The following is a 22,484-nucleotide window of genomic DNA, read 5'->3' as shown; positions in this document are numbered from 1 at the left end:
TGCGGCAGGGGCATCCCCCTCTCAACAACTTGATACGGACCCTACACATGCCTCTCGTTTCGATGCGCGAACTGCTGGACCACGCTGCCGAAAACGGCTACGGTCTTCCCGCCTTCAACGTCAACAACCTGGAGCAGGTGCAAGCCGTGATGTCGGCCGCTGACGAAGTGGGCGCGCCCGTCATCCTGCAGGCCAGCGCAGGCGCCCGCAAGTACGCCGGCGAGCCCTTCATCAAGCACCTGATCCAGGCCGCTGCCGAGCAGTATCCCCACATCCCCCTGGTCATGCACCAGGACCACGGCACCTCGCCCGCCATCTGCCAGGGCGCGCTGAACCTGGGCTTCGGCTCGGTGATGATGGACGGCTCGCTGATGGAAGACGGCAAGACGCCTTCCTCCTTCGAATACAACGTGGACGTGACCCGCAAGGTCGTGGAAATGGCCCACAAGCTGGGCGCCACCGTCGAAGGTGAGCTCGGCTGCCTGGGCTCGCTGGAAACCGGCATGGCCGGCGAGGAAGACGGCGTGGGCGCCGAAGGCGTGCTCGACCACTCGGCCCTGCTGACCGATCCCGAGGAAGCGGCCCAGTTCGTCAAGGCCACGCAGCTGGACGCGCTGGCCATTGCCATCGGCACCAGCCACGGCGCCTACAAGTTCACGCGCAAGCCCACGGGCGACATCCTGTCCATCCAGCGCGTCAAGGAAATCCACGCGCGCCTGCCCAACACCCACCTGGTCATGCACGGCTCCTCCTCCGTGCCCCAGGAACTGCTGGAAATCATCCGCCAGTACGGCGGCGCCATGAAGGAAACCTACGGCGTGCCCGTCGAGGAAATCCAGGAAGCCATCAAGCACGGCGTGCGCAAGATCAACATCGACACCGACATCCGCCTGGCGATGACCGGCGCCGTGCGCAAGTTCCTGGCCGAGAACCCCGAGAAGTTCGATGCCCGCGAATGGCTCAAGCCTGCCCGCGAAGCCGCCAAGCAGATCTGCAAGGCCCGCTACATCGAGTTCGGCTGCGAAGGCCAGGGCGCCAAGATCAAGGGCTACACGCTGGAGCAGATGGCCGCCAAGTACGCTGCCGGTTCGCTGCAGCAGGTCGTGAACTGATCGGTTCCTTCCCCTTCAAAAAAGCCCGCCGGTCCGCCCGGCGGGCTTTTTTGTTGTCAGCGCGGCGCGGGAGCCGGAGCCGGTGACCGCTGGGGTACGGCCATGGCCATCTCGTCATCGGGCACCACGGGCTGGGGGTGGCTGGCGTTCCAGCCCGACACCAGCAGGCTGGTGCCCGACAGCACCAGCAGCAGGCAGACCATCCATTCGACCAGCCGCTTGGGCAGGGCGGGCGGATGGCGCATGTGCAGCCAGGTCACCACCGTCACCACGGGAAAGGCCAGGGCCGCCGCCAGCAGCACGCTGGCGGTGATCTCTCCCTCCCAGGCCACCATCACCAGGCGCAGCAGCGCGCAGGTGAGGAACATGGCAAACAGGCACTGGCGCACCACCAGGCGGTCCAGCGGCTGGCGGTACAGGTGGTAGACCATGGGCGGGCCCGGCGTGGCAAACAGCCCGCCCAGCACCCCCGATGCCACACCGGCCACCCACAGCGACACCGGTCCCGACACCTGCGCGTTGACCTGCTTTTGCAGCAACAGCAACAGCGCGCAGGCCACGATGGCCAGGCCCAGCAGCATGCGCAGCCCGCTCAGCGCATTGCCGCTGAGCCACTGCAGCAGCAGCACGCCGCCGATCACGCCGATGACGCTGCTGATCAGCATGGGCTTGAGCAGGGACCACTGCGGCACCTGGCGGTGGGCGCGCAGGTAGGCCACGCCGTTGACCACGGACAGCAGGCAGGCCACGTTGGCCGCATCGCCAATGCCCATCAGGTGCGTGGCACCGGCCACGCCCACGAAGATCAGCCCGAAGGCAAAGCCCGTCAGGTTCTGGCAAAACGTCGCCAGGCCCACCAGGGCCAGGAACATCACATACTGGATCACGCTCATCGAAAGGCTTTCTGGCGCGCCGCTGCGCCGAACCGGCGACGCTATCACGAAGCGCGCGCCGCTGCCTGCAGGTGCAGGGGGCAGGGCGCCAAGCCGCCGATCGCCAGGCCGCACTCACCGACGCGCGGTGTCTCAGCCCGGCGCGTTGAGGCGTTCCAGCCGCTCGGGCGTGCCCACGTCGGTCCAGCGGCCCGTGTACAGGCTGGCACCCACCTGGCCGGCCGCCATGGCGCGGCGCAGCAGCAGTACCAGCGGCACGCGCCATCCCTCGGGGTTGCCGGGCGGGATGTCGCACCAGGGCGCGGCAAACAGCTCGGCGCGCAGCAGCGCAATGGTGCCGTAGGTCTGGCGCGGGCGGGCATCGCCCTCGGGCCAGTCGCAGGCCAGGCCCAGTTCGTCCACACCGAAGTCGCCACGCCGATGGTGCTCGGGGTTGGGCACCAGCCACAGATGGGCCAGGCGGCCGCTGGCGGCAAATTCGCGGGCCGCCTCGAACGGAAAATCGAAGTCCGGCGCGTAGACGTCGCCGGCCGCCAGCCAGAACACCTCGCCCAGCAGCGGCAGCGCGCGCGCAATGCCGCCGGCGGTCTCCAGCGCCTGCTCGGGCTCGGGGGAATAGGCCAACTGCAGCGGCTCGCCCCCGTTGTCAGGCACGAATTGGGGGCCGAATCGCGCCGGAATCTGCGCGCCCAGCCAGCCCGTGTTGACCACCGCGCGGCGCACGCCCGCCCGGGCCAGCGCCTGCATGTGGTGCTGCAGCAGCGGCTGGCCCTGCACCTGCAGCAGGGGCTTGGGTGTGGTGTCGGTCAGCGGCCGCATGCGCTCGCCACGGCCTGCGGCCAGCAGCATGGCAGGCGGCTGTTCGGTGAGGGAAAGCGCCTTGGCGGCGGGGAACGGCGGGATGGGCTGGGCGGTCATGGAGGGCAACTGTAGACCATTGCCAGCGGCCATTGCCCCGCGCCCGGGAGCCGAAAACCCCAGTCCTTTAAAATGGCCGGCTTATTCTGATTACCCCCTCCTTCACGGAGCGCCCTGATGGCCAACACTCAACAAATGGCGAATGCGATCCGCGCACTCGCAATGGATGCCGTTCAACAAGCCAACTCCGGCCACCCCGGCGCCCCCATGGGCATGGCCGACATGGCCGTGGCACTGTGGAGCCGTCACCTCAAGCACAACCCCGTCAACCCGCAATGGGCTGACCGTGACCGCTTCATCCTGTCCAACGGCCACGGCTCCATGCTGATCTACGCGCTGCTGCACCTCACGGGCTATGCGCTGCCGATCGACGAGCTCAAGAACTTCCGCCAGCTGCACAGCAAGACGGCCGGCCACCCCGAAGTGGGAATCACCCCCGGCGTGGAAACCACCACCGGCCCGCTGGGCCAGGGCATCACCAATGCCGTGGGCTTCGCGCTGGCCGAAAAGCTGCTGGCTGCCGAATTCAACCGTCCCGGCCACGCCATCGTCGACCACCACACCTACGTGTTCCTGGGTGACGGCTGCCTGATGGAAGGCATCAGCCACGAGGCCGCGGCCCTGGCCGGCGCCTGGAAGCTGGGCAAGCTGGTGGCGCTGTACGACGACAACGGCATCTCCATCGACGGCAAGGTCGCCCCCTGGTTCATCGACAACACGCCCGCCCGCTTCGAAGCCTATGGCTGGAACGTGATCCGCGACGTGGACGGCCACAACGTCCAGGCCCTCGATGCCGCCATCGCCGCTGCCAAGAAGAACAGCTCCAAGCCCACGCTGATCTGCTGCAAGACCAGCATCGGCAAGGGCTCGCCCAACCGCCAGGACACGGCCAAGGCCCACGGCGAGCCCCTGGGCGCCGAGGAAATCGCGCTGACCCGCGCGGCCCTGGGCTGGGAGCACGGCCCCTTCGACATCCCCGCCAGCGTCTACGGCGACTGGGATGCCAAGGCCGCCGGCGCCAAGGCCGAAGCGGCCTGGAACAAGAAGTTCGCCGCCTACGCCAAGGCCTTCCCCGAACTGGCAGCCGACTTCACGCGCCGCATGGCCGGCGACCTGCCTGCCAACTTCGGCGAGATCGCCGCGCAGATCGCCTCCGACGCGCATGACGCAGGCGCCACCGTGGCCAGCCGCAAGGCCAGCCAGCTGGCCCTGGAAGGCCTGACCGCAGCCCTGCCTGAACTGCTGGGCGGCTCGGCCGACCTGACCGGCTCCAACCTGACCAACACCAAGAGCACGCCTTCGCTGCGCGTGGACGACAAGGGTGCCGTGGTCCTGACCGAAGACGGCAAGATCGGCCGCCACATCAACTACGGTGTGCGCGAGTTCGGCATGGCCGCCATCATGAACGGCATCGCCCTGCATGGCGGCTACATCCCCTACGCAGGCACCTTCCTGACCTTCAGCGACTACAGCCGCAACGCCATCCGCATGGCCGCGCTGATGAAGCAGCGCGTGGTCCACGTCTTCACGCACGACTCCATCGGCCTGGGCGAAGACGGCCCCACCCACCAGTCCATCGAGCACGCCGCCTCGCTGCGCCTGATCCCGGGCCTGGATGTCTGGCGCCCTGCCGACACCACGGAAACCGCCGTCGCCTGGACCGTGGCCCTGAGCCAGAAGAACAAGCCCACGGCCCTGCTGCTGTCGCGCCAGAACCTGGCCTACGCAGCCAAGACCGAAGACGCGCTGGACGACATCGCCTGCGGCGCCTACGTGCTGTCCGAGCCCAAGGCCGTCGGCCTGAACAAGAAGGCCCAGGCCGTCATCATCGCCACCGGCTCCGAAGTGCAGCTGGCCCTGGCAGCCCAGAAGCTGCTGGCCGAGCGCAAGGTCGCCGTGCGCGTGGTCTCCATGCCCAGCACCACCACCTTCGACAAGCAGGACGCCAGGTACAAGAGCCAGGTGCTGCCGGCCAACCTGCCGCGCATCGCCGTGGAAATGGGCGTGACCGACTTCTGGTGGAAGTACGGCTGCGCCGCCGTCGTCGGCATCGACACCTACGGTGAATCGGCTCCAGCGCCCGTGCTGTTCAAGCACTTCGGCTTCACGGCCGAGAACGTGGCCGACACCGTGCAGGCTGCGCTGCAGCGCGCCGGCAAGTAAAGCTGCGAGAAGGGGCCTGTGGCCCCTTTTTGCCGCCCGCCAGGCCCTGCCTGGCCCTCACCGTTTCAGTTTTTCCGTTTTTCGCAATCCGTCAATCCAAGAGGCAAATATGACGATCAAGATCGGTATCAACGGCTTCGGCCGCATCGGCCGCATGGTGTTCCGCGCTGCCGTGCAGAACTTCAGCGACATCGAAGTCGTGGGCATCAACGACCTGCTCGAGCCCGACTACCTGGCCTACATGCTCAAGTACGACAGCGTGCACGGCCGTTTCAAGGGCGAGGTCTCGGTGGAGGGCTCCAACCTGATCGTCAACGGCAAGACCATCCGCCTGACGCAGGAGCGCGACCCCGCCAACCTGAAGTGGAACGAAGTCGGCGCCGACATCGTGATCGAGGCCACCGGCCTGTTCCTGACCGACGAGACCGCACGCAAGCACCTGGCTGCTGGCGCCAAGAAGGTCATCATGTCCGCGCCTTCCAAGGACAGCACCCCGATGTTCGTCTTCGGCGTGAACTGCAAGACCTACGCCGGCCAGGACGTGATCTCCAACGCCTCCTGCACCACCAACTGCCTGGCTCCCGTGGCCAAGGTGCTCAACGACAAGTGGGGCATCAAGCGCGGCCTGATGACCACCGTGCACGCTGCCACCGCCACGCAAAAGACCGTGGACGGCCCCAGCAACAAGGACTGGCGCGGCGGCCGCGGCATCCTGGAAAACATCATTCCCTCCAGCACGGGCGCAGCCAAGGCCGTGGGCGTGGTGATTCCCGAGCTCAACAAGAAGCTGACCGGCATGTCCTTCCGCGTGCCCACCTCCGACGTGTCGGTGGTGGACCTGACGGTGGAGCTGAACAGCGAAGCCAGCTACGAAGAGATCTGCGCCGAAATGAAGGCCCAGTCGCAAGGCGCGCTCAAGGGCGTGCTGGGCTATACCGAAGACAAGGTCGTGGCCACGGACTTCCGCGGCGAGTCCTGCACCTCGGTGTTCGATGCCGAAGCCGGCATCGCCCTGGACAAGACCTTCGTGAAGGTCGTGTCCTGGTACGACAACGAGTGGGGCTACTCGAACAAGTGCCTGGAAATGGTGCGCGTGGTCGCCGCCAAGTAATCCTGGCGTGAACCGCTGCGGGGCCTGTCGAGGGCCTCGCACCAGGCCGGCATCGGACGCGATGCCGGCCTTTTTCATGGCGGACAGTCTGCCCTGGCACTGCAAGCGTTGCTCGACAAAGCCGGCCCCGGCGGCGCTGCATCATGGCCGCATGACTACTTCATCCGCATTGCACGAAACGATTGGCTTTGACGACTTCCTCAAGGTGGAGCTGCGCGTGGGCCGCATCGTGGACGCCCAGGTGTTCAAGGAGGCGCGCCGCCCCGCCTATGTGCTGCAGGTCGACTTCGGCCCGGAGCTGGGCCTGCGCAAGTCCAGCGCCCAGATCACGGCGCTGTACCGGCCCGAGGAACTGATAGGCCGCCAGGTGGTGGGCGTGCTGAACTTTCCCAGCAAGCAGATCGGTCCCATGCGCTCGGAATGCCTGGTCACGGGATTCCACAACGAGAACGGCGAGGTCGCGCTGTGCGTGCCCGACCGCGAGGTGCCGCTGGGCACCAAGCTGCTGTGACGGCCTGGGTGACTATTGGCCTGGGTGACTATTCGATGCGCACGTCGGCGGCCTTGACGATGCGCCCGGACGCTTCCCAGTCGTCCTTGAGCAGGCGCTGGAATTCGGCGGCCGGCAGGGTGGCGGCTTCCACGCCCACGCGGGCCAGGCGCTCCTGGACCACGGGCTCGGCCAGCACCTTGCGTACGGCGGCGTTGATGCGCTCCACTTCGGCGGGTGGCGTGCCGGCCGGTGCCAGCAGGCCCAGCCAGGAGTCGAAGGCATAGCCGGGCACGCCGGACTCGGCCACCGTGGGCAGATCGGGCAGGAAGCGCGACCGTTGCTGGCCCGAGTAGGCCAGCAGCTTCACACGCGGGTCCTTCTGGAAGGCCAGCATGCCGATGGTGGCGCCCGTGACCAGTTGCACGCGGCCGGCCAGCAGTTCGGTGGTGGCGTCGCCCGTGGATTTCATGGGAATGTGCTGCAGCTTGATGCCCGCCTGCGCGGCCAGCGAGGCCGAGGCCAGGTGCGAGGCGCTGCCATTGCCGGCCGACGCATAGTTGAGCTGGCCCGGCTGGGCCCTGGCGCGCTGCAGCAGCTCGCCCAGGGTCTGCACGCCCGAGGCGGCCGGCACGCCCACCACATAGCCCGTGCGGCCCAGGAAGGACACGCCAACGAAGTCCTTGAGCGGGTCATAGGGCAGCTTCGCGTACAGATGGCCGGCCAGGTTGTGGCTGGCGGCAGCCAGCACCAGGGTGTTGCCGTCCGGCGCGGACTTGGCCACCTGGGCCGTGCCCACGCTGCCACCCGCGCCCGCCCGGTTTTCCACCACCACGGTGGCGCCCAGGGCCTGGCCCAGTTCATTGCTGAAGGTGCGTGCCACCGTGTCCTGCGTGGCGCCTGCGCCGAAGGGCACGACGATGCGGATCACGCGTTCGGCATGCACGGCCGGTGCCAGTCCCAGGGCCAGGGCTGCTGCCAGCAGAACGCGGCGGGTGACGGGAGAAGGGTGAGAGGTTTTCATGGGGAAGTTTCCTGGGTGACGGCAAGCCACCGCTCCACCAGCCGCACGAAGTAGCTGGCGCCGATGGCAAGGATGTCGTCGTTGAAGTCGTAGGAGCGGTTGTGGATCAGGCAGGGGCCGTCGCCATGGCCGGGCAGTCGGTGGTCGCCCTGGCCGTTGCCGATGAAGGCGTAGCAGCCGGGCCGCGCCTGCAGCATGTGGGCGAAGTCCTCGGCCGCCAGCACGCCGGGGAACTGCGTGTCCACGGCGTCGTCGCCCGCGATCTCGCGCATCACGGCGGCGGCGAAGGCGGCCTCGGCCGCGTGGTTGACCAGGGGCGGCGAGGCGCGCCGGAAATGGATCTCGGCCCTGCAGCCATGGGCCAGGGCCGTGTGCTCGGCCTGGCGGCGCAGGGCGGCTTCGAGGATGTCCAGCGCCGCCACGGAGAAGGTGCGCACCGTGCCGCCCACCCAGGCGCTGTCGGGAATCACGTTGGGCGCGTCCGAGCCCTGGATCTGCGTGACCGCCAGCAGCGCGCGTTCGCGCGAATCCACATGGCGCGCGACCAGGGCCTGCAACTGCTGGGCCAGGTCAATGGTGGCGGCCACCGGGTCGATGCCCGTGTGCGGCAGCGAGGCATGCGTGCCCTGCCCATGCAGCACGATGCGGAAGGTGTTGCTGGAGGCCATGAGCGCGCCCGGGTTGAGCGCGAAGCTGCCCACGCGGTCCAGCGCGAAGTTGTGCAGGGCGAAAACCGCATCGCAGGGAAAGCGCTCGAACAGGCCTTCGTCGATCATCCTGCGTGCGCCGGCCTTGCCCATCTCTTCGGCGGGCTGAAAGATCAGGTGCACCGTGCCCGCGAAGTCGCGCGTGCGCGCCAGATGCCAGGCCGCGGCCAGCAGCATGGTGGTGTGGCCGTCATGGCCGCAGGCATGCATGCGGCCTGCGTGCTGCGAGCGGTGGGCAAACCGGTTTTCTTCCTGCAGCGGCAGCGCATCCAGGTCGGCGCGCAGGCCGATGGTGCGCGTGCCGTGGCGTGCGTCCGTATGCCTGCCGTGCACCACGCCCACCACGCCCGTGCCGGCCAGGCCGGTGTGCACCTCCACGCCCCAGGAGGCCAGGCGTTCGGCCACGATGGCCGAGGTGCGGTGTTCCTCGAAACCCAGCTCGGGGTGGGCATGCAGGTCGCGCCGCAGGGCCACGAAGGGCGCCATGTCGGCAAAGCTTTCGATCAGGTGGGGCAAGGCGGTCTCCGGCCGCAGCCGGCCCATGCCTGCTGCGGCGAATCCCGGATTCTGTAAAACCGCCAGCCCTGTGGCAACGAAGCAAAACGCATATGCATGCGCCCTGCATGCACAAGCCGAACGGGCCGATCAAGCCGTTCAGGCGGACGTCACAGGGCCCTCAGGACTGCGCCATGCGCTGCGCGAGAAAGTCCAGGAAGGCCGTGATGCGCGCGGCCAGCGCCGTGTTGCGGTAGTAGACGGCGTGGATGGGCTGGCGCTGCTGCACGGTCTCGCGCGCCAGCACCTGCACCAGCTCGCCCTGGGCGCGATCGCGCACGGTCATGAAATCGGCCAGGCAGACCACACCCTGGCCGGCCAGGGCCAGCTGGCGCATGGTCTCGCCGCTGGATGCCGTGAGCTGGGGCGCGGCATCCCAGCGGTCGCCGCCCTCGGGCGTGCGCAGCGGCCAGTGGTTCAGGCCGGGCACCTGGCTGTTGCCAATGCGCTGGTGGCGCGCCAGCGCGGCCACGCTCGCCACGGAACCATGGGCCTGCAGGTAGGCGGGGCTGGCCAGCACGCGCAGCACGCTGTGGCACAGCAGCCGCGCATGCAGCGTGGAGTCGCGCAGCTCGCCGATGCGGATGGCGATGTCGGTGCGCTGGGCCAGCAGGTCGATGTGCAGGTCATCGGTGTTCAGCTCCAGCGTGATCAGCGGATAGAGCGCGCGGAACTCGCCGACCAGCGGCACGATGGCATGCAGCATGAAGGGCGAGGCCGCGTTGACGCGCAGCAGCCCGGCCGGAGCCTGGCGCCGCGCGGCCAGCTCCTCCTCGGCCGCGTCCAGGGCCTGCAGCACCTCGCGCGCGCGGGCCAGGAAGCGCTCGCCTTCCTCGGTCAGTTCCAGGCTGCGCGTGGTGCGCCGCACCAGGGTGGTGGCCAGCTTTTTCTCCAGGCGCGACAGGCTGCGGCTGATGCCCGAGGTGGTCTGTCCCAACTGCTCGGCCGCCGCCGTGATGCTGCCGCAGTCGATCACGGCGCGAAAGGCCTGCAACTCGTCCAGGGTGGTTTTCATGGGGCGCCAGCTTGGCGCAATTGTTGCTGCAGCGTCAAATATTTTCTGCCGATACCAGGCTTTATCTGCAAGCGTTAACCCGCCAGACTGCAGTCTTCGGGGCGTGGTTCCGCGCCTTGTTTGCTTTTTTGAAAGACCTGCATGACATCGACTGCCTCTCTCGCTTCCGTGGTGCCCGCGTTCGGCCTGGGCACCTTCCGTCTCAAGGATGAGGTGGTGCGCCACTCCGTGGGCCAGGCCCTGGAGGTGGGCTACCGCGCCATCGACACCGCCCAGATCTACGGCAACGAGGCCGATGTGGGTGCCGCCATCGCCGCCAGCGCCGTGCCGCGCGATCAGCTCTTCCTCACCACCAAGATCTGGACCGAGAACCTGTCCGCCGACGCGCTGATCCCCAGCCTGGAGCGCAGCCTTGAAGCCCTGCGCACCGACCATGTGGAGCTGACGCTGATCCACTGGCCCTCGCGCAGCGTGCCGCTGGAGGACAGCCTGGGCGCCCTCATGCGCGCCAGGGAGCAGGGGCTGACGCGCCACATCGGCGTTTCCAACTTCAACATCGCGCTGCTGCAGCAATCCATCGCCGCCGTGGGCGCCGCGAACATCGCCACCAACCAGATCGAACTGAGCCCCTATCTGCAAAACCGTGCCGTCACCGACTTCGCACGCCAGCAGGGCATTCACACCACCTCGTACATGACGCTGGGCTACGGCAAGCTGCTGGCCGATCCCGTGCTGGCCGACATCGCCACCGCCCACGGCGCCACGCCCGCCCAGGTGGCGCTGGCCTGGGCCATGGCCATGGGCTATGCCGTCATTCCCTCGTCCACCCAGCGCGCCCACCTGCAGGCCAACCTGGACAGCTGCCAGCTGGTGCTGGGCGCCGAAGACATGCAGCGCATCGCCGCGCTGGAACGCGGCGACCGCCAGGTCAGCCCTGACGGCCTGGCTCCCGCCTGGGATTGAACGGGGGGCTGTGATCGGGGGCCTGCGCGGCCCTGCGGGCTTTGACCTGGAGCAACGCAATGGTGACCCTAGGGGTAGTACTAGGGTTATCACAGTATCGAACGACCGTGCTTTTTATGAGAATGCACGTTCAATCGAGAAACCAGGAGACGAGCAGCATGAGTGACCGCCCATGGCTGGGTGCCTATCCGGCAGGTGTGCCCGCCGACATCGATCCCTCCCAATACCCCTCGCTGGTGGCCCTGATGGAGGAGGCCTTCAGCCGCTACGCGGACCGCGTGGCCTATTCCTTCATGGGCAAGGAGCTGACCTACTCGCAGGTCGATGCGCAAAGCCGCGCCTTCGCCGCCTATCTGCAGAGCCTGGGCCTGGCCCGCGGCGACCGCGTGGCGCTGATGATGCCCAACATTCCCCAGTACCCCGTGGCCGTGGCCGCCGTGCTGCGTGCGGGCTTCGTCGTGGTCAACGTCAACCCGCTGTACACGGCGCGCGAGCTGGAGCACCAGCTCAAGGACTCGGGCGCCAAGGCCATCGTCATCATCGAGAACTTCGCCCATACGCTGCAGGCCTGCAAGGCCGCCACGCCCGTGCAGCACATGGTGCTGTGCACCATGGGCGACCAGCTGGGCATGCTCAAGGGCGCCATCGTCAATTACGTGGTGCGCAAGGTCAAGAAGCTGGTGCCGCCGTTCTCGCTGCCGGGGGCCGTGCGCTTCAACGACGCGCTGGCCAAGGGCATGCGCTCGCCCTTCCAGGCGCCGCAGCTGCAGGCCTCCGACATGGCCCTGCTGCAGTACACGGGCGGCACCACGGGCGTGAGCAAGGGCGCGGTGCTGCTGCACAGCAACATCATCGCCAACGTGCTGCAGTCCGAGGCCTGGAACCAGCCCGCCATGGGCAAGGTGCCGGCCGGCGAGCAGCCCACCAGCATCTGCGCGCTGCCGCTGTACCACATCTTCGCCTTCACGGTGAACATGATGCTGTCCATGCGCACGGGCGGAAAGACCATCCTGATCCCCAACCCGCGCGACCTCAAGGCCACGCTCAAGCAGCTGTCCACGCAGCGCTTTCACAGCTTTCCCGCCGTGAGCACGCTGTTCAACGGCCTGGCCAACCACCCGGACTTCAACACCGTGGACTGGTCGCACCTGAAGGTCTCGGTCGGCGGCGGCATGGCCGTGCAAAGCGCCGTGGCCCAGCTGTGGCTGCAAAAGACCGGCTGCCCCATCTGCGAGGGCTATGGCCTGTCGGAGACCAGCCCCACGGTCAGTTGCAACCCGGTCACCTCCACCGAGTTCTCGGGCACCATCGGCGTGCCCTTGCCCAGCACCTATCTCAAGCTGGTCGATGACGACGGCAACGACGTGACCGAACTGGGCGCGCGCGGTGAACTGGCCATCAAGGGCCCGCAGGTCATGGCCGCCTACTGGCAGCGCCCCGACGAAACCGCCAAGGTCTTCACCGCCGACGGATATTTCCGCACCGGCGACATCGGCACCATGGACGAGCGCGGCTACTTCAAGATCGTGGACCGCAAGAAGGACATGGTCCTGGTCAGCGGCTTCAACGTCTATCCCAATGAAGTGGAGGACGTGGTCTCCAACTGCCCCGGCGTGCTCGAATGCGCCGTGGTCGGCGTGCCCGACGAGAAGACCGGCGAGGCCGTCAAGCTGGTCATCGTGCGCAAGGACGACAGCCTCACCGAACAGGCCGTGCGCGACTTCTGCCACGACAACCTCACGGGCTACAAGCGGCCGCGCGTGATCGAGTTCCGCACCGAACTGCCCAAGACCCCGGTGGGCAAGATCCTGCGCCGGGAGCTGCGCGACAGCAAGTAACGCGGGCGGCTTGCCGTGTTTGCAAAGAGGCGCTGCGGCGCCTCTTTTCATTGGAAAGGAACACGTCTTCAGAACATGCCCAGCCCCGCCAGGACCAGCGCCGCCAGTGCCACGGCCGCCGCATTGACGCAGGCCAGCGCAAAGCCGAAGCGCACCAGCTCGCCTTCTTCCTGGGCATTGGTCCGTGCCAGGCCCAGCATCAGCATCACGATGGACAAAGAGCCCAGTGCCGCATGCCCGGCGGCGCTGTTGTGCACGGCGGCCAGCAGCAGGCGCGAGGACTCGGGCAGCAGGGCGATGGCGGGCATGAAGATCGCGTTGCCGCCCACGTTGGAGCCCGTCATGTAGCCGGCCAGCGCGCCGAAGGCCGCCACGATGGGCGCCAGGGCAGCGGGCGCCAGCTCGGCCAGCAGCTGCACCAGGCCGGCCAGGAATCCGGCCTTGACCATCATCTGGGACATCGCCAGGAAGAAGAAGATGGTCAGCAGCGGGCGCTTGGCGCGGGCGGTGAGCGCACCGGCCAGTGGGATGCCGCTGCCGGCGCCGCGCACCAGCAGCAGGCCCAGCACCAGGGTCAGCGCCACGCCCGGGGAGGCCAGCGGCTTCCAGGCCACCTGGGCGCCCTGCACGATCCAGCGCTGGTCCCACTGCGTGGCCAGGGCCAGCAGCTTGAGCAGCACGATGGCAAGGGCCAGCGCCAGATACGGCCAGGCCTGTCGCGGCCAGCCGGGTGCCGCCTGGTCACGGCCGCGCATGCGCAGGGCACGCACCAGCATGCCCAGCGCCACTGCAAAGCCTGCGCCCACGCCCGCCACCTCGGGACCCAGCCAGCGGCTGATGCCATGCAGCACGCCCACGAACAGCAGGCCAAAGCCGCCCAGCAGCAGCCAGGCCCGCGCACCGCGCTCGCCTGCCAGCTGCAGGGACAGGGCACCCAGCACCAGGAACACCGGCGCGCTGGTCAGCGAGGACACAGCGGCCAGCGCCGCCGCATCCACATGGGCCAGCGAGGCTCCGATCACCGTGGCCAGGCCCAGCGTGCCCCAGGGCATGATGGCCATGCCCGCCAGCGCCATGCGCAGTGCGGCGCGCCGCTCGAATAGGCTCAGCAGCAGCGGCACGGTGGCGATCAGCGACACGCCAAAGCCCGTCATCGCCTCCAGCAGCGGCGCCAGGCCCAGCACGATGAACACCACCTGATCGGCCGGCCCCAGGCCCAGCGAGCGCACCCACTGGCTCAGCGCCTGGTTCACGCCCATGCGTTCGATGAGGATCACAAAGCCCAGGCCCGGCACGATCACGAAGGCCGTGCTCAGGAACAGCACGCCCGTGTCGCGCGCTGCGGCCAGGGCGGCGCCGGAAGCGGCGGTGCCCGTCGCCATCCAGGCATCGACCAGCCACAGCAGGGCGACCAGCGCCGCCCCGGCCATGGCCGCCTGCACAGGCGGGCGGCGCAAGACCATGAGCATGGACATCACAAGAAACACGGGAGACAGGTGGAGCAGGGTGGCCATGGGATGGGCTTTCTCGGCAGGCAGGTCCGCATGCGTTGGATGCGGAAAACGACGAAATACTATTTCGCGGCACCTGTTTTTTGGTCTCTGAATTGGGGGTGTTTGCGAGAAAATTTCTCACCCTCCAAAAGTCCTCGCTTCCCATGACCAAGCACACCGCCCACCCTGCTCACCTGGCCGACCTGGACGGCTTCGACCGCGCCATCCTGGCCATCGTCCAGCGCGACAGCACGGTGCCGCTGCGTCTGCTGGCCGAGCAGGTCAACCTGTCCACGGCCGCCGTGCAGCGCCGCCTCAAGCGCATGCAGGCCGAAGGCGTGATCACCGGCCAGGCCGCCACCGTGGACCCCACGCGCGTGGGCCGGCCCATCACCATCATCGTGGAGGTCATGACCGAGCGCACCAGCATCGACGCGCTCAACGCCATGAAGTCGCACTTCGCCGTGCCCGAGGTCCAGCAGTGCTACTACGTCACGGGCGAGGTGGACTTCGTGCTCGTGCTCACCGTGGCCACCATGCAGGAGTACGAGGCCCTGGCGCGGCGCCTTTTCGCCGAGAACCCCAACGTCAAATGGTTCAAGACCATCGTGGCGCTGGACCGCGTGAAGGTCGGGCTGGAAATTCCCTGCGAGTGAAGGCCCTTTGGCGCAATCTTGACAGCCGCGGAACGGCCGCCTACATTGAGTGGAATGATCGTTCCAATTCAATGAGCCACCATGCGCACCAAGGACTTCGACCCCGATGACATTGCAGACGCCGCCATGCAGGTGTTCTGGCAGCGCGGCTACGCGGCCACCTCGGTGCAGGACCTGGTGGACGGCACGGGCCTGTCGCGCAGCAGCCTGTACGGCACCTTCGAGAACAAGCAGGGGCTGTTCCAGCATGCGCTGCGCCGCTATGAGGCCGTGACCACCTCCAACGTGGAACTGCTGTCCGGCCCGGGGCGCGCCCGGGACCTGGTGCGGCAGCTGCTGCTGCGCATCGTGCAGGACGAATTGAGCGATGCCGGGCGCCGTGGCTGCCTGGTCGCCAATGCCGCGCTGGAGCTGGCCGGCCATGACGAGGCCGTGGCCGAGAGGGTGGCCGGCAACTTCCAGCGCCTGCAAAAGGCGCTGGAAAAGCTCATCCTGCGCGGCCAGCAGGAAGGCGACATCACCGACAGCAAAAAGCCGCGTGCCCTGGCGCGCTTCGTCCTGAACACCGTGCAGGGCCTGCGCGTGCTGGGCAAGGGAAGCAGCGCGCCGCAGCGCCGCCAGTGCCTGATGGACGTGGTCGACGTGGTCGACATGGCGCTGCAGGCGCAGTAGCCGGCCACCCGCCACCCGCCGCGCGCATGTCGTGCCGTTGCGGGTTTTTATTTTCCTTGAATTGGAATGATCGTTCCAGTAATCCGGATTTCAGTTTTCCGTGTCTGTTTCACTCTCTCATCACCTTGGAGTTCCCATGCATTCAAACCTTCAAACCACCATTGCCGTGCTCGGCACGGGCCTGATCGGTGCGCCCGTCGCGCGCAACCTGCAACGCAAGGGCTTCACCGTCCGCGCCTGGAACCGGACGGCCGCCAAGGCCCAGGCCCTTGCGGCCGACGGCGTTCAGGCCTGCGGCGATGCGGCCGACGCCGTGCGTGGCGCCCGCATCGTCGTCACTGTGCTCAAGGACGGGCCGGCCGTGCTGCAGGCCATGCAGGCTGCAGCGCCAGCATTGCAGCCGGGCACACTGTGGCTGCAACTGAGCACGGTGGGTGTGGACGCCATCGCGCCGCTGGCGCAATTCGCCGATCGGCATGGCCTGGTGTTCTACGACTGCCCCGTGCAGGGCACGCGCCAGCCGGCCGAGCAGGGCCAGCTGGTCATCCTGGCCGCAGGCCCGCTGGCGCAGCGCGGCCAGGTGCAGCCGGTGTTCGATGCCATTGGCAAACGCAGCCTGTGGATTGCGCAGCAGGCAGGCGCCGCCAGCCGGCTCAAGCTGGCGCTCAACCACTGGGCCTTCGCACTCACGCATGGCCTGGCCGAAAGCCTGGCGCTGGCCAAGGGGCTGGACATAGAGCCGGCCCTGGTGGTCGATGCCGTCACGGGCGGGCCCATGGACAGCGGCTTCTTCCAGGCCAAGGCCGCTGCCATGCTGTCAGGCCGCTACGACGCCAGCTTCACCGTGGCCAATGCCGTCAAGGACGCGCAACTGGTGGCCGATGCCGCCGCCGGCGCAGGCCTGCTGCTGGATGGCGCCCAGGCCGGGCTGCGCCGCTTCGAGCGCGCGCTGGCCGCCGGGCATGGCGACAAGGACATGGCGGCATCCCACCTGGCATCCCATCCAGCCTCCCATGCCTGAGATGCGCAGCGAGGACAAGGCAATGAACCAGCCCATGGACACCTCCGGCGACACGGGCCTGCCGCTGGGCAGGCTGCTGGCCCTGGCGATGGCAGGCTTTCTGGCCATCATGACCGAGACCCTGCCGGCCGGCCTGCTGCCGCAGATCGGCACGGGACTGGCAGTGTCCGAAGCCATGGCCGGCCAGATGGTCACGCTGTACGCGCTGGGTTCGGTACTGGCCGCCATTCCCGTCGTGGCCGCCACGCGCGGGCTCAGGCGCCGGCCGCTGTTCATGGCGGCGGTGGGCGGGCTGCTGCTGTTCAACAGCCTCACCGCGCTGTCCGGCCACTACGGCCTGACCCTGGTCGCCCGCTTTGCCGCAGGCATGGCTGCCGGCGTGATCTGGGGGCTGGTGGCCGGCTATGCGCGGCGCATGGTGCCGCCGCATCTGCAGGGGCGTGCACTGGCCGTGGCGGGTGTGGGCCAGCCGTTGGCCCTGGCGGCCGGCGTGCCGCTGGGCGCCTGGCTGGGCAGCCTGTTCGACTGGCGCGGCGTGTTCTGGGCGCTGTCGGCGCTGTGCCTGCTGCTGCTGGCCTGGGTGCGGCTGGGTGTGCCCGATTACGCCGGGCAGACGGCACACCAACGCCAGCCCGTGGCGCGCATCCTGCTCGTGCCCGGCGTGCGCCCCGTGCTGCTGGCGCTGTTCGGCTGGATGCTGGCCCACAACATGCTCTACACCTTCATCGCGCCTTTCCTGGTCTCTGCAGGGCTGGGGCAAAGGGTGGATGGGGTGCTGCTGCTGTTCGGCCTTGCGGCCATTGCCGGCATCTGGCTCACGGGCCTGCTGGTGGACCGCTGGTTGCGCGCGCTCACCGTGCTGAGCCTTGCCTTGTTCGCCGTGTCTGCGCTGGTGCTGGGCCTGGCCGGGCAGTCGGCCGTGGCCGTTCTGATCGGGGTTGCTGCCTGGGGCCTGAGCTTTGGCGGCGCACCCACGCTGCTGCAGACCGCGCTGGCCGACGCGGCAGGCGAGGGCGCCGACGTGGCCCAGTCCATGCTGGTGACGGTCTTCAACCTGGCCGTGGCGAGCGGCGGCGTGGCCGGCGGACTGCTGCTGGGCTGGCGGGGTGCCTCCGCCTTGCCCTGGGCTCTGGTGGTGTTGGCGCTGGCCTGCCTGTCCGTGGTCTGGCCGGCCAGCCAGGCGGGCTTTCGGCCTGGGCGGCGCAGCATGGCTGCCTGAGGCACCGCCATCGCTGTTCCCTCAACAGACGGGCAGCAAAGGGGCCACATGCCGCTGCGCATGTGGCCCTTGTTGCGTGCGATCAATCTTCCTATAATTGTTTTACCCCATGAACTGTGATTCATGGATAAAACAAATGGCGCCTTCCCCGCCATGATCCACCGACGTTGATGGAGAGACACATGTCCGAATCCGCTCAGAACACGCCCCGCACCTGGGACCAGCCCGAAGGCTCCAGCTTCGAACAATGGATGGAATCGCGCGTGGCGCGGTTTTCCACGCGCAAGTACGACTTCGACGCGCTGAAGTTCCAGGCCGACTTCGACCCCAAGTACCGCCGTGGCCAGATGCGCTACATCGGCACGGGCGGCACGGGCGTGGCTGCGGACAGCAACACCATCCCGTCCGAGAACTTCACCTTCTCCACCATGGTCATCCCGGCCGGCAATGAAGGACCCTCGCACCTGCACACCGATGTGGAGGAAGTCTTCTTCCTGATCCGCGGCAAGCTCAAGCTCGTGCTGGAGAAGGACGGCCAGCGCTTCGAGACCATCCTCACCGACCGCGACGTGGTCTCCGTGCCGCCCGGCGTGTACCGCGAGGAAATCAACATCGGCGACGAAGACGCGCTGATGTGCGTGATGCTGGGCGCCAAGAAGCCCATCACGCCCACCTATCCCCCAGAACACCCCCTGGCAAAAATCAAACGTTAGAAATGGAGCACCCCCTGAGGCGCTTCGCGCCTTCCCCCTTGAAAGGGGGACGACAGCCTCGCGGCGGGGCGGTGCAGCCGGCGCAGGCCCTTGCCTGCTGCCCCTGGCTTGGATCGTGCCAGTCTCATGGCTGAAGGGCCATGCCATCGCCATGGATAACTGAAATGACCCCCTCGGTAACAGCATGCATGGAGCAGCGCCTTCAGGCGCAGTTCCCCGAACATCTCATCGCCCTGCCCGGTGGCGCTCAGGCCGCCTGGCGCGAGGCCGGCGACACGGCCTCGGACTTTGCCGTGGTGATGCTGCACGGCATCAGCTCGGGCGCCGCCTCCTGGCTGGACGTGGCCCTGGAGCTGGCGCCGCGCACGCGTGTGCTGGCCTGGGACGCGCCCGGCTATGGCCGCTCCACGCTGCTGGCATCCGCCGCGCCCACGGGCGCCGACTACGCCCGCGTGCTGGAGCAGTCGCTGCAGGCGCTGGGCGTGCGCCGCTGCCTGCTGGTGGGCCACTCGCTGGGCGCGCTCATGGGCACTCCCTGGGCGGTGCAGGCCGGCGCCGGGCGCGTGCAGCAACTGGTGCTGATCAGCCCCGCTGGCGGCTATGGCGCACCCGGCATGGGCGAGCAGCAGGCCAAGGTACGCCAGGGCCGTCTTGCGGCCCTGCAGGAAAAAGGCATCGAAGGCCTGGCCGCCGCCATCGACCAGCGCCTGGTCTCGCCCGCCGCGCCCGAGCCCGTGCGCCAATGGGTGCGCTGGAACACGGCGCGCCTGCATGCTGCCGGCTACGCCCAGGCCGTGGAGCTGCTGTGCAGCAGTGACCTGGGGCAGGCGGCGGGGCAACTGGCCATGCCGGTCGAGGTCTGGGTGGGAGAGCACGACGTGGTCACGCCGCCCGCTGCCTGCGCGGCCTGGGCCGCAAGGCTGGGCGCGCGGTACGTTACGCTTGCGGCAGCCGGCCATGCCTCTGTCGTCGAACAACCTGCGGATGTCGCACAGAGGCTGGCCACCCTGCTGACCTGATGGCCTACCGGCCCGAATTGCGATGAGCGACACCTCCGAAACCCTCTCGAACGACAACGACCGCTACACCGTCCCCGCGCTGGAGCGCGGCCTGCGCCTGCTGGCCTGCTTCACGCCTTCGCAGCCCGTGTGGAGCGCGCCCGACCTGGCGCGCACCCTGGCGCTGCCGCGTTCCACGGTGTTCCGGATGCTGACGACGCTGGAGAACATGGGGTATCTGCAACGCTCGGGCACCGAGTACCGGCTGGGCCTGTCCGTGCTGCGCCTGGGCTACGACTACCTGTCCACCCAGCCGCTGGCCCAGCTGGCCGAGCCCGTGCTGCAGGCGCTGTGCGAGCGCCTGGGCTTCACCACCAACCTGGCGCTGCTGGACGGCACCTCCGTGGTCTACGTGGCGCGCATCGCGCCGGCCGGCGCCTTCCAGGGCGCCGTGCGCGTGGGCTCGCGCCTGCCGGCCCATGCCACCGTGCTGGGCCGCGCCCTGCTGCAGGACATGGACGCAGACCAGCTGCGCGAACTCTTCGGCGGCAGCGAGCTGCCGCAATTCTCGGAAAGCACGCCGCGCGACGTGCAGCAACTGCAGCAGCTGCTGCTGCAGGACCGCGAGCGCGGCTACGCCATGGGCGAGGGCTTCTACGAGCCCGGCGTCTCCAGCATTGCCGCGCCCGTGCGCGATGCGCAGGGCCGCATCATCGCGGGCCTGGGCATGGCCGTGGCCTTTACCGAAATCGCACCCGGGCGCATGGCGCACTGGGTGGAACAGGTGCGCGAGGCCGCCGTCGAACTGACGGGCCACCTGCGCACCCAGCATCCTGGTTTTCTGCGCTGAGGAACTGGTGCTCCCACCGGCCTTCAGCGCGTTCTTGCTCAGAAAGAAATGACGATGAATATTGCTGTGATTGGCTGCGGTGCGATTGGCGCCAGCGTGCTCGAACTGCTCAAGGGCCATGCCGCGGTGCAGGTGGGCTGGGTGCTTGTGCCCGAAGTGACGGACGCCGTGCGCGCCACCCTGGCCCGGCATGCGCCCCAGGCGCGCGCACTGCCTGCGCTGGCGGCCGAAGACCGGCCCGACCTCATCGTGGAGTGCGCGGGCCATGCCGCCATCGAGGAGCATGTGCTGCCCGCCCTGCGGCGCGGCATTCCTGCCGTCGTGGCCTCCATCGGCGCACTCAGCGCCCCCGGCATGGCCGAGGCCGTGCAGGCCGCGGCCGAGGCCGGAGGCACCCAGGTGCAATTGCTGTCGGGCGCCATCGGCGGCGTGGATGCGCTGGCCGCCGCGCGCATCGGCGGCCTGGACGAAGTGGTCTACACCGGCCGCAAGCCGCCCCTGGCCTGGACCGGCACGCCCGCAGAACAGCGCTGCGACCTCGCCAGCCTCAAGGAAGCCTTCTGCATCTTCGAAGGCAGCGCGCGCGAGGCCGCCCAGCTCTACCCCAAGAACGCCAACGTGGCCGCCACCCTGTCGCTGGCCGGCATGGGCCTGGACCGCACCACGGTGCGCCTGTACGCCGACCCGGCCGTGGACGAAAACGTGCACCATGTGGCCGCGCGCGGCGCCTTCGGTTCCATGGAATTGACCATGCGCGGCAAGCCGCTGGAGGCCAACCCCAAGACCTCGGCCCTCACCGTCTACAGCGTGGTGCGCGCCGTGCTCAACCAGGCCACGGCCATCGCCATCTGAGCCGCACCGCGCACAGGCTCGCGGCACAATGGGCGCTTTCGCCCCGCAGGCGGCCCCCGGGCCGCCTTTGCTTTTTGCCTGTGCCGTTGAAACGTTGAAAGAGAAGCCACCATGACCATCGCCATCCTCAGTGCCCTGCCGCAGGAACAGGAAGGCCTGGTCCATGCCATGTCCGACGCCCAGGGCACGGCCCACGCCGGCCGCATGTTCTGGCGCGGGCGCCTGCATGGGCACGACGTGGTCTGCGCGCTGTCGGGCATAGGCAAGGTGGCGGCGGCCACCACGGCCACGGCGCTGATCGAGCGCTTCGGCGTGCGCCGCATCGCCTTCACCGGCGTCGCCGGCGGCCTGGGCGAAGGCGTGCGCGTGGGCGATGTCGTCGTGGCCGACGAATACCTGCAGCACGACCTGGACGCTTCGCCCATCTTCCCGCGCTGGGAAATGCCCGGCTACGGACGCACTCGCCTGCCCTGCGACCCCGAAATGACCGCCGCGCTGCTGGCCGCCGCCCAGGCCTGCGTGGCCGAGGCGGGCGAAGACCTGCGCGCCGCCCACGCCACCACGGCGCCGCGCGCGCACCAGGGGCTGATTGCCAGCGGTGACCAGTTCGTGGGCACGGCGGGCGCCTCTTCCGCGCTGGCGCAGGGCCTGCGTGCTGCAGGGCATGAGGTGCTGGCGGTGGAGATGGAAGGCGCCGCCGTGGCGCAGGCCTGCCTGGACTATGGCGTGCCGTTTGCGGCCATGCGGACGGTTTCCGATCGGGCGGATGACAGTGCGCATGTGGACTTTGCGGAGTTTGTGAGGGTGGTGGCTAGTCGGTATGCGTTGCGGGTGGTGGATGGGTTTTTGCGGCGGCTTGCTGTTTGATTTTTTACCCTGGCGGGGGCGTTTTTTGATCCTGCCGGGGGGGTGTTTTTCGAGGCCGGGTTTCGGCCCGGCGGCCGACCTACTTTCTTGTCTTGCTACAAGAAAGTAGGCAAAGAAAAGCACCCCGAATGTCCGCGACCCCTTCGCTGCGCTACGGGGCAACCTGCGTCGGGCCACCTGCGGGGTTCGCCGTGAAACTCACTTCGCGCTGCGCGCTACGTTCAGACAATCACGGCGAGTCAGATGACGAAGCAAGCCTGTCCTTCGGCAGGCTTGCAACCCCGCAGGCGGCCCGACGCAGGCGCTGACATACGGGGAGTTTGCTCGGGCCTTCGCTGCGCTCGGCCGGATGTG

General features: G+C 68.3%; 21 protein-coding genes. 15 read left to right on the top strand and 6 right to left on the bottom strand.

Features of this window, described 5'->3' with window-relative positions; genetic code table 11:
- Nucleotides 1–47: 47 nt before the first annotated feature.
- Nucleotides 48–1,112: a class II fructose-bisphosphate aldolase gene (gene fba / locus AC57B5_RS17315; protein WP_013804528.1), complete on the top strand. Its 1,065-nt coding sequence runs from the start codon at nucleotides 48–50 to the stop codon at nucleotides 1,110–1,112.
- 56 nt (nucleotides 1,113–1,168) lie between these two features.
- Here fba and AC57B5_RS17310 read toward each other — a convergent pair whose 3' ends face one another.
- Both AC57B5_RS17310 and AC57B5_RS17305 read right to left on the bottom strand, forming a co-directional pair.
- On the bottom strand, nucleotides 1,169–2,005 hold the full coding sequence (locus tag AC57B5_RS17310; RefSeq protein WP_496399993.1) for a TSUP family transporter: 837 nt from the start codon (nucleotides 2,003–2,005) through the stop codon (nucleotides 1,169–1,171).
- Between the two features lie 132 nt (nucleotides 2,006–2,137).
- Entirely contained in the window at nucleotides 2,138–2,923 is a 786-nt protein-coding gene (locus tag AC57B5_RS17305) for a nucleotidyltransferase family protein (RefSeq protein WP_454725546.1), read from the bottom strand.
- Between the two features lie 117 nt (nucleotides 2,924–3,040).
- On the opposite strand from AC57B5_RS17305, the gene tkt reads away from it, so the two are divergent.
- The 3 genes from tkt (at nucleotide 3,041) to AC57B5_RS17290 (ending at nucleotide 6,708) form a co-directional block, all read left to right on the top strand.
- Nucleotides 3,041–5,086: a transketolase gene (gene tkt / locus AC57B5_RS17300; protein ID WP_496399992.1), complete on the top strand. Its 2,046-nt coding sequence runs from the start codon at nucleotides 3,041–3,043 to the stop codon at nucleotides 5,084–5,086.
- Nucleotides 5,087–5,195: 109 nt separating this feature from the next.
- The gene (gene gap, locus AC57B5_RS17295; RefSeq protein ID WP_012202871.1) at nucleotides 5,196–6,197 is read left to right on the top strand and encodes a type I glyceraldehyde-3-phosphate dehydrogenase; all 1,002 of its coding nucleotides are present in this window, start codon (nucleotides 5,196–5,198) and stop codon (nucleotides 6,195–6,197) included.
- A 151-nt stretch (nucleotides 6,198–6,348) separates the two neighbouring features.
- Entirely contained in the window at nucleotides 6,349–6,708 is a 360-nt protein-coding gene (locus tag AC57B5_RS17290; protein ID WP_496399991.1) for a tRNA-binding protein, read from the top strand.
- 28 nt (nucleotides 6,709–6,736) lie between these two features.
- Here AC57B5_RS17290 and AC57B5_RS17285 read toward each other — a convergent pair whose 3' ends face one another.
- The 3 genes from AC57B5_RS17285 to AC57B5_RS17275 all read right to left on the bottom strand — a co-directional run bounded on the left by AC57B5_RS17285 (nucleotide 6,737) and on the right by AC57B5_RS17275 (nucleotide 9,988).
- Nucleotides 6,737–7,711 carry a tripartite tricarboxylate transporter substrate binding protein gene (locus AC57B5_RS17285; RefSeq protein WP_043825429.1) on the bottom strand — a complete coding sequence of 325 codons (975 nt, stop codon included), beginning with the start codon at nucleotides 7,709–7,711 and terminating at the stop codon, nucleotides 6,737–6,739.
- A complete protein-coding gene (locus AC57B5_RS17280) occupies nucleotides 7,708–8,961 on the bottom strand; it encodes a M20 aminoacylase family protein (RefSeq protein WP_043825431.1) in 1,254 nt (417 codons plus the stop codon). The genes AC57B5_RS17285 and AC57B5_RS17280 overlap by 4 nt, the downstream gene beginning before the upstream one ends.
- A 133-nt stretch (nucleotides 8,962–9,094) precedes the next feature.
- Nucleotides 9,095–9,988 (bottom strand): LysR substrate-binding domain-containing protein, encoded by an 894-nt coding sequence (locus AC57B5_RS17275; protein WP_496399990.1) that lies wholly within the window; start codon nucleotides 9,986–9,988, stop codon nucleotides 9,095–9,097.
- Between the two features lie 141 nt (nucleotides 9,989–10,129).
- On the opposite strand from AC57B5_RS17275, the gene dkgB reads away from it, so the two are divergent.
- A complete protein-coding gene (gene dkgB, locus AC57B5_RS17270; protein WP_349613930.1) occupies nucleotides 10,130–10,951 on the top strand; it encodes a 2,5-didehydrogluconate reductase DkgB in 822 nt (273 codons plus the stop codon).
- A gap of 158 nt (nucleotides 10,952–11,109) precedes the next feature.
- Complete coding sequence (locus AC57B5_RS17265; protein ID WP_099734856.1) at nucleotides 11,110–12,789, top strand: long-chain-fatty-acid--CoA ligase; 1,680 nt, start codon at nucleotides 11,110–11,112, stop codon at nucleotides 12,787–12,789.
- A gap of 68 nt (nucleotides 12,790–12,857) precedes the next feature.
- On the opposite strand, the gene AC57B5_RS17260 is transcribed toward AC57B5_RS17265, so the two are convergent.
- The gene (locus AC57B5_RS17260) at nucleotides 12,858–14,303 is read right to left on the bottom strand and encodes an L-lactate permease (RefSeq protein WP_496399989.1); all 1,446 of its coding nucleotides are present in this window, start codon (nucleotides 14,301–14,303) and stop codon (nucleotides 12,858–12,860) included.
- 143 nt (nucleotides 14,304–14,446) lie between these two features.
- Here AC57B5_RS17260 and AC57B5_RS17255 point away from each other — a divergent pair, with 143 nt between their 5' ends.
- The 9 genes from AC57B5_RS17255 to AC57B5_RS17215 all read left to right on the top strand — a co-directional run bounded on the left by AC57B5_RS17255 (nucleotide 14,447) and on the right by AC57B5_RS17215 (nucleotide 22,130).
- Nucleotides 14,447–14,938, top strand: coding sequence for an Lrp/AsnC family transcriptional regulator (locus AC57B5_RS17255; RefSeq protein ID WP_016449824.1), 492 nt, complete (start codon nucleotides 14,447–14,449; stop codon nucleotides 14,936–14,938).
- 81 nt (nucleotides 14,939–15,019) lie between these two features.
- Entirely contained in the window at nucleotides 15,020–15,610 is a 591-nt protein-coding gene (locus AC57B5_RS17250) for a TetR/AcrR family transcriptional regulator (protein ID WP_013804518.1), read from the top strand.
- A 136-nt stretch (nucleotides 15,611–15,746) separates the two neighbouring features.
- Nucleotides 15,747–16,631, top strand: a complete 885-nt coding sequence (locus AC57B5_RS17245) for an NAD(P)-dependent oxidoreductase (protein WP_016449823.1) — start codon at nucleotides 15,747–15,749, stop codon at nucleotides 16,629–16,631.
- Nucleotides 16,632–16,653: 22 nt separating this feature from the next.
- Nucleotides 16,654–17,850, top strand: coding sequence for an MFS transporter (locus AC57B5_RS17240; protein WP_496399988.1), 1,197 nt, complete (start codon nucleotides 16,654–16,656; stop codon nucleotides 17,848–17,850).
- A gap of 182 nt (nucleotides 17,851–18,032) precedes the next feature.
- On the top strand, nucleotides 18,033–18,563 hold the full coding sequence (locus AC57B5_RS17235; protein ID WP_012202881.1) for a cupin domain-containing protein: 531 nt from the start codon (nucleotides 18,033–18,035) through the stop codon (nucleotides 18,561–18,563).
- 188 nt (nucleotides 18,564–18,751) lie between these two features.
- Nucleotides 18,752–19,582 carry an alpha/beta fold hydrolase gene (locus AC57B5_RS17230; RefSeq protein ID WP_496399987.1) on the top strand — a complete coding sequence of 277 codons (831 nt, stop codon included), beginning with the start codon at nucleotides 18,752–18,754 and terminating at the stop codon, nucleotides 19,580–19,582.
- A 22-nt stretch (nucleotides 19,583–19,604) separates the two neighbouring features.
- Complete coding sequence (locus tag AC57B5_RS17225) at nucleotides 19,605–20,411, top strand: IclR family transcriptional regulator (RefSeq protein ID WP_012202883.1); 807 nt, start codon at nucleotides 19,605–19,607, stop codon at nucleotides 20,409–20,411.
- Between the two features lie 54 nt (nucleotides 20,412–20,465).
- Nucleotides 20,466–21,263 (top strand): aspartate dehydrogenase, encoded by a 798-nt coding sequence (locus AC57B5_RS17220; RefSeq protein WP_486301014.1) that lies wholly within the window; start codon nucleotides 20,466–20,468, stop codon nucleotides 21,261–21,263.
- Between the two features lie 111 nt (nucleotides 21,264–21,374).
- On the top strand, nucleotides 21,375–22,130 hold the full coding sequence (locus AC57B5_RS17215; RefSeq protein ID WP_088165838.1) for a 5'-methylthioadenosine/adenosylhomocysteine nucleosidase: 756 nt from the start codon (nucleotides 21,375–21,377) through the stop codon (nucleotides 22,128–22,130).
- The last annotated feature ends 354 nt before the right edge of the window (nucleotides 22,131–22,484 follow it).

This window comes from Delftia sp. BGA-UO-ETr-SB1, from assembly GCF_059567865.1.
Note: the sequence above shows the minus strand (reverse complement) of the source record. Positions and strands in the feature narration are given on the sequence as shown.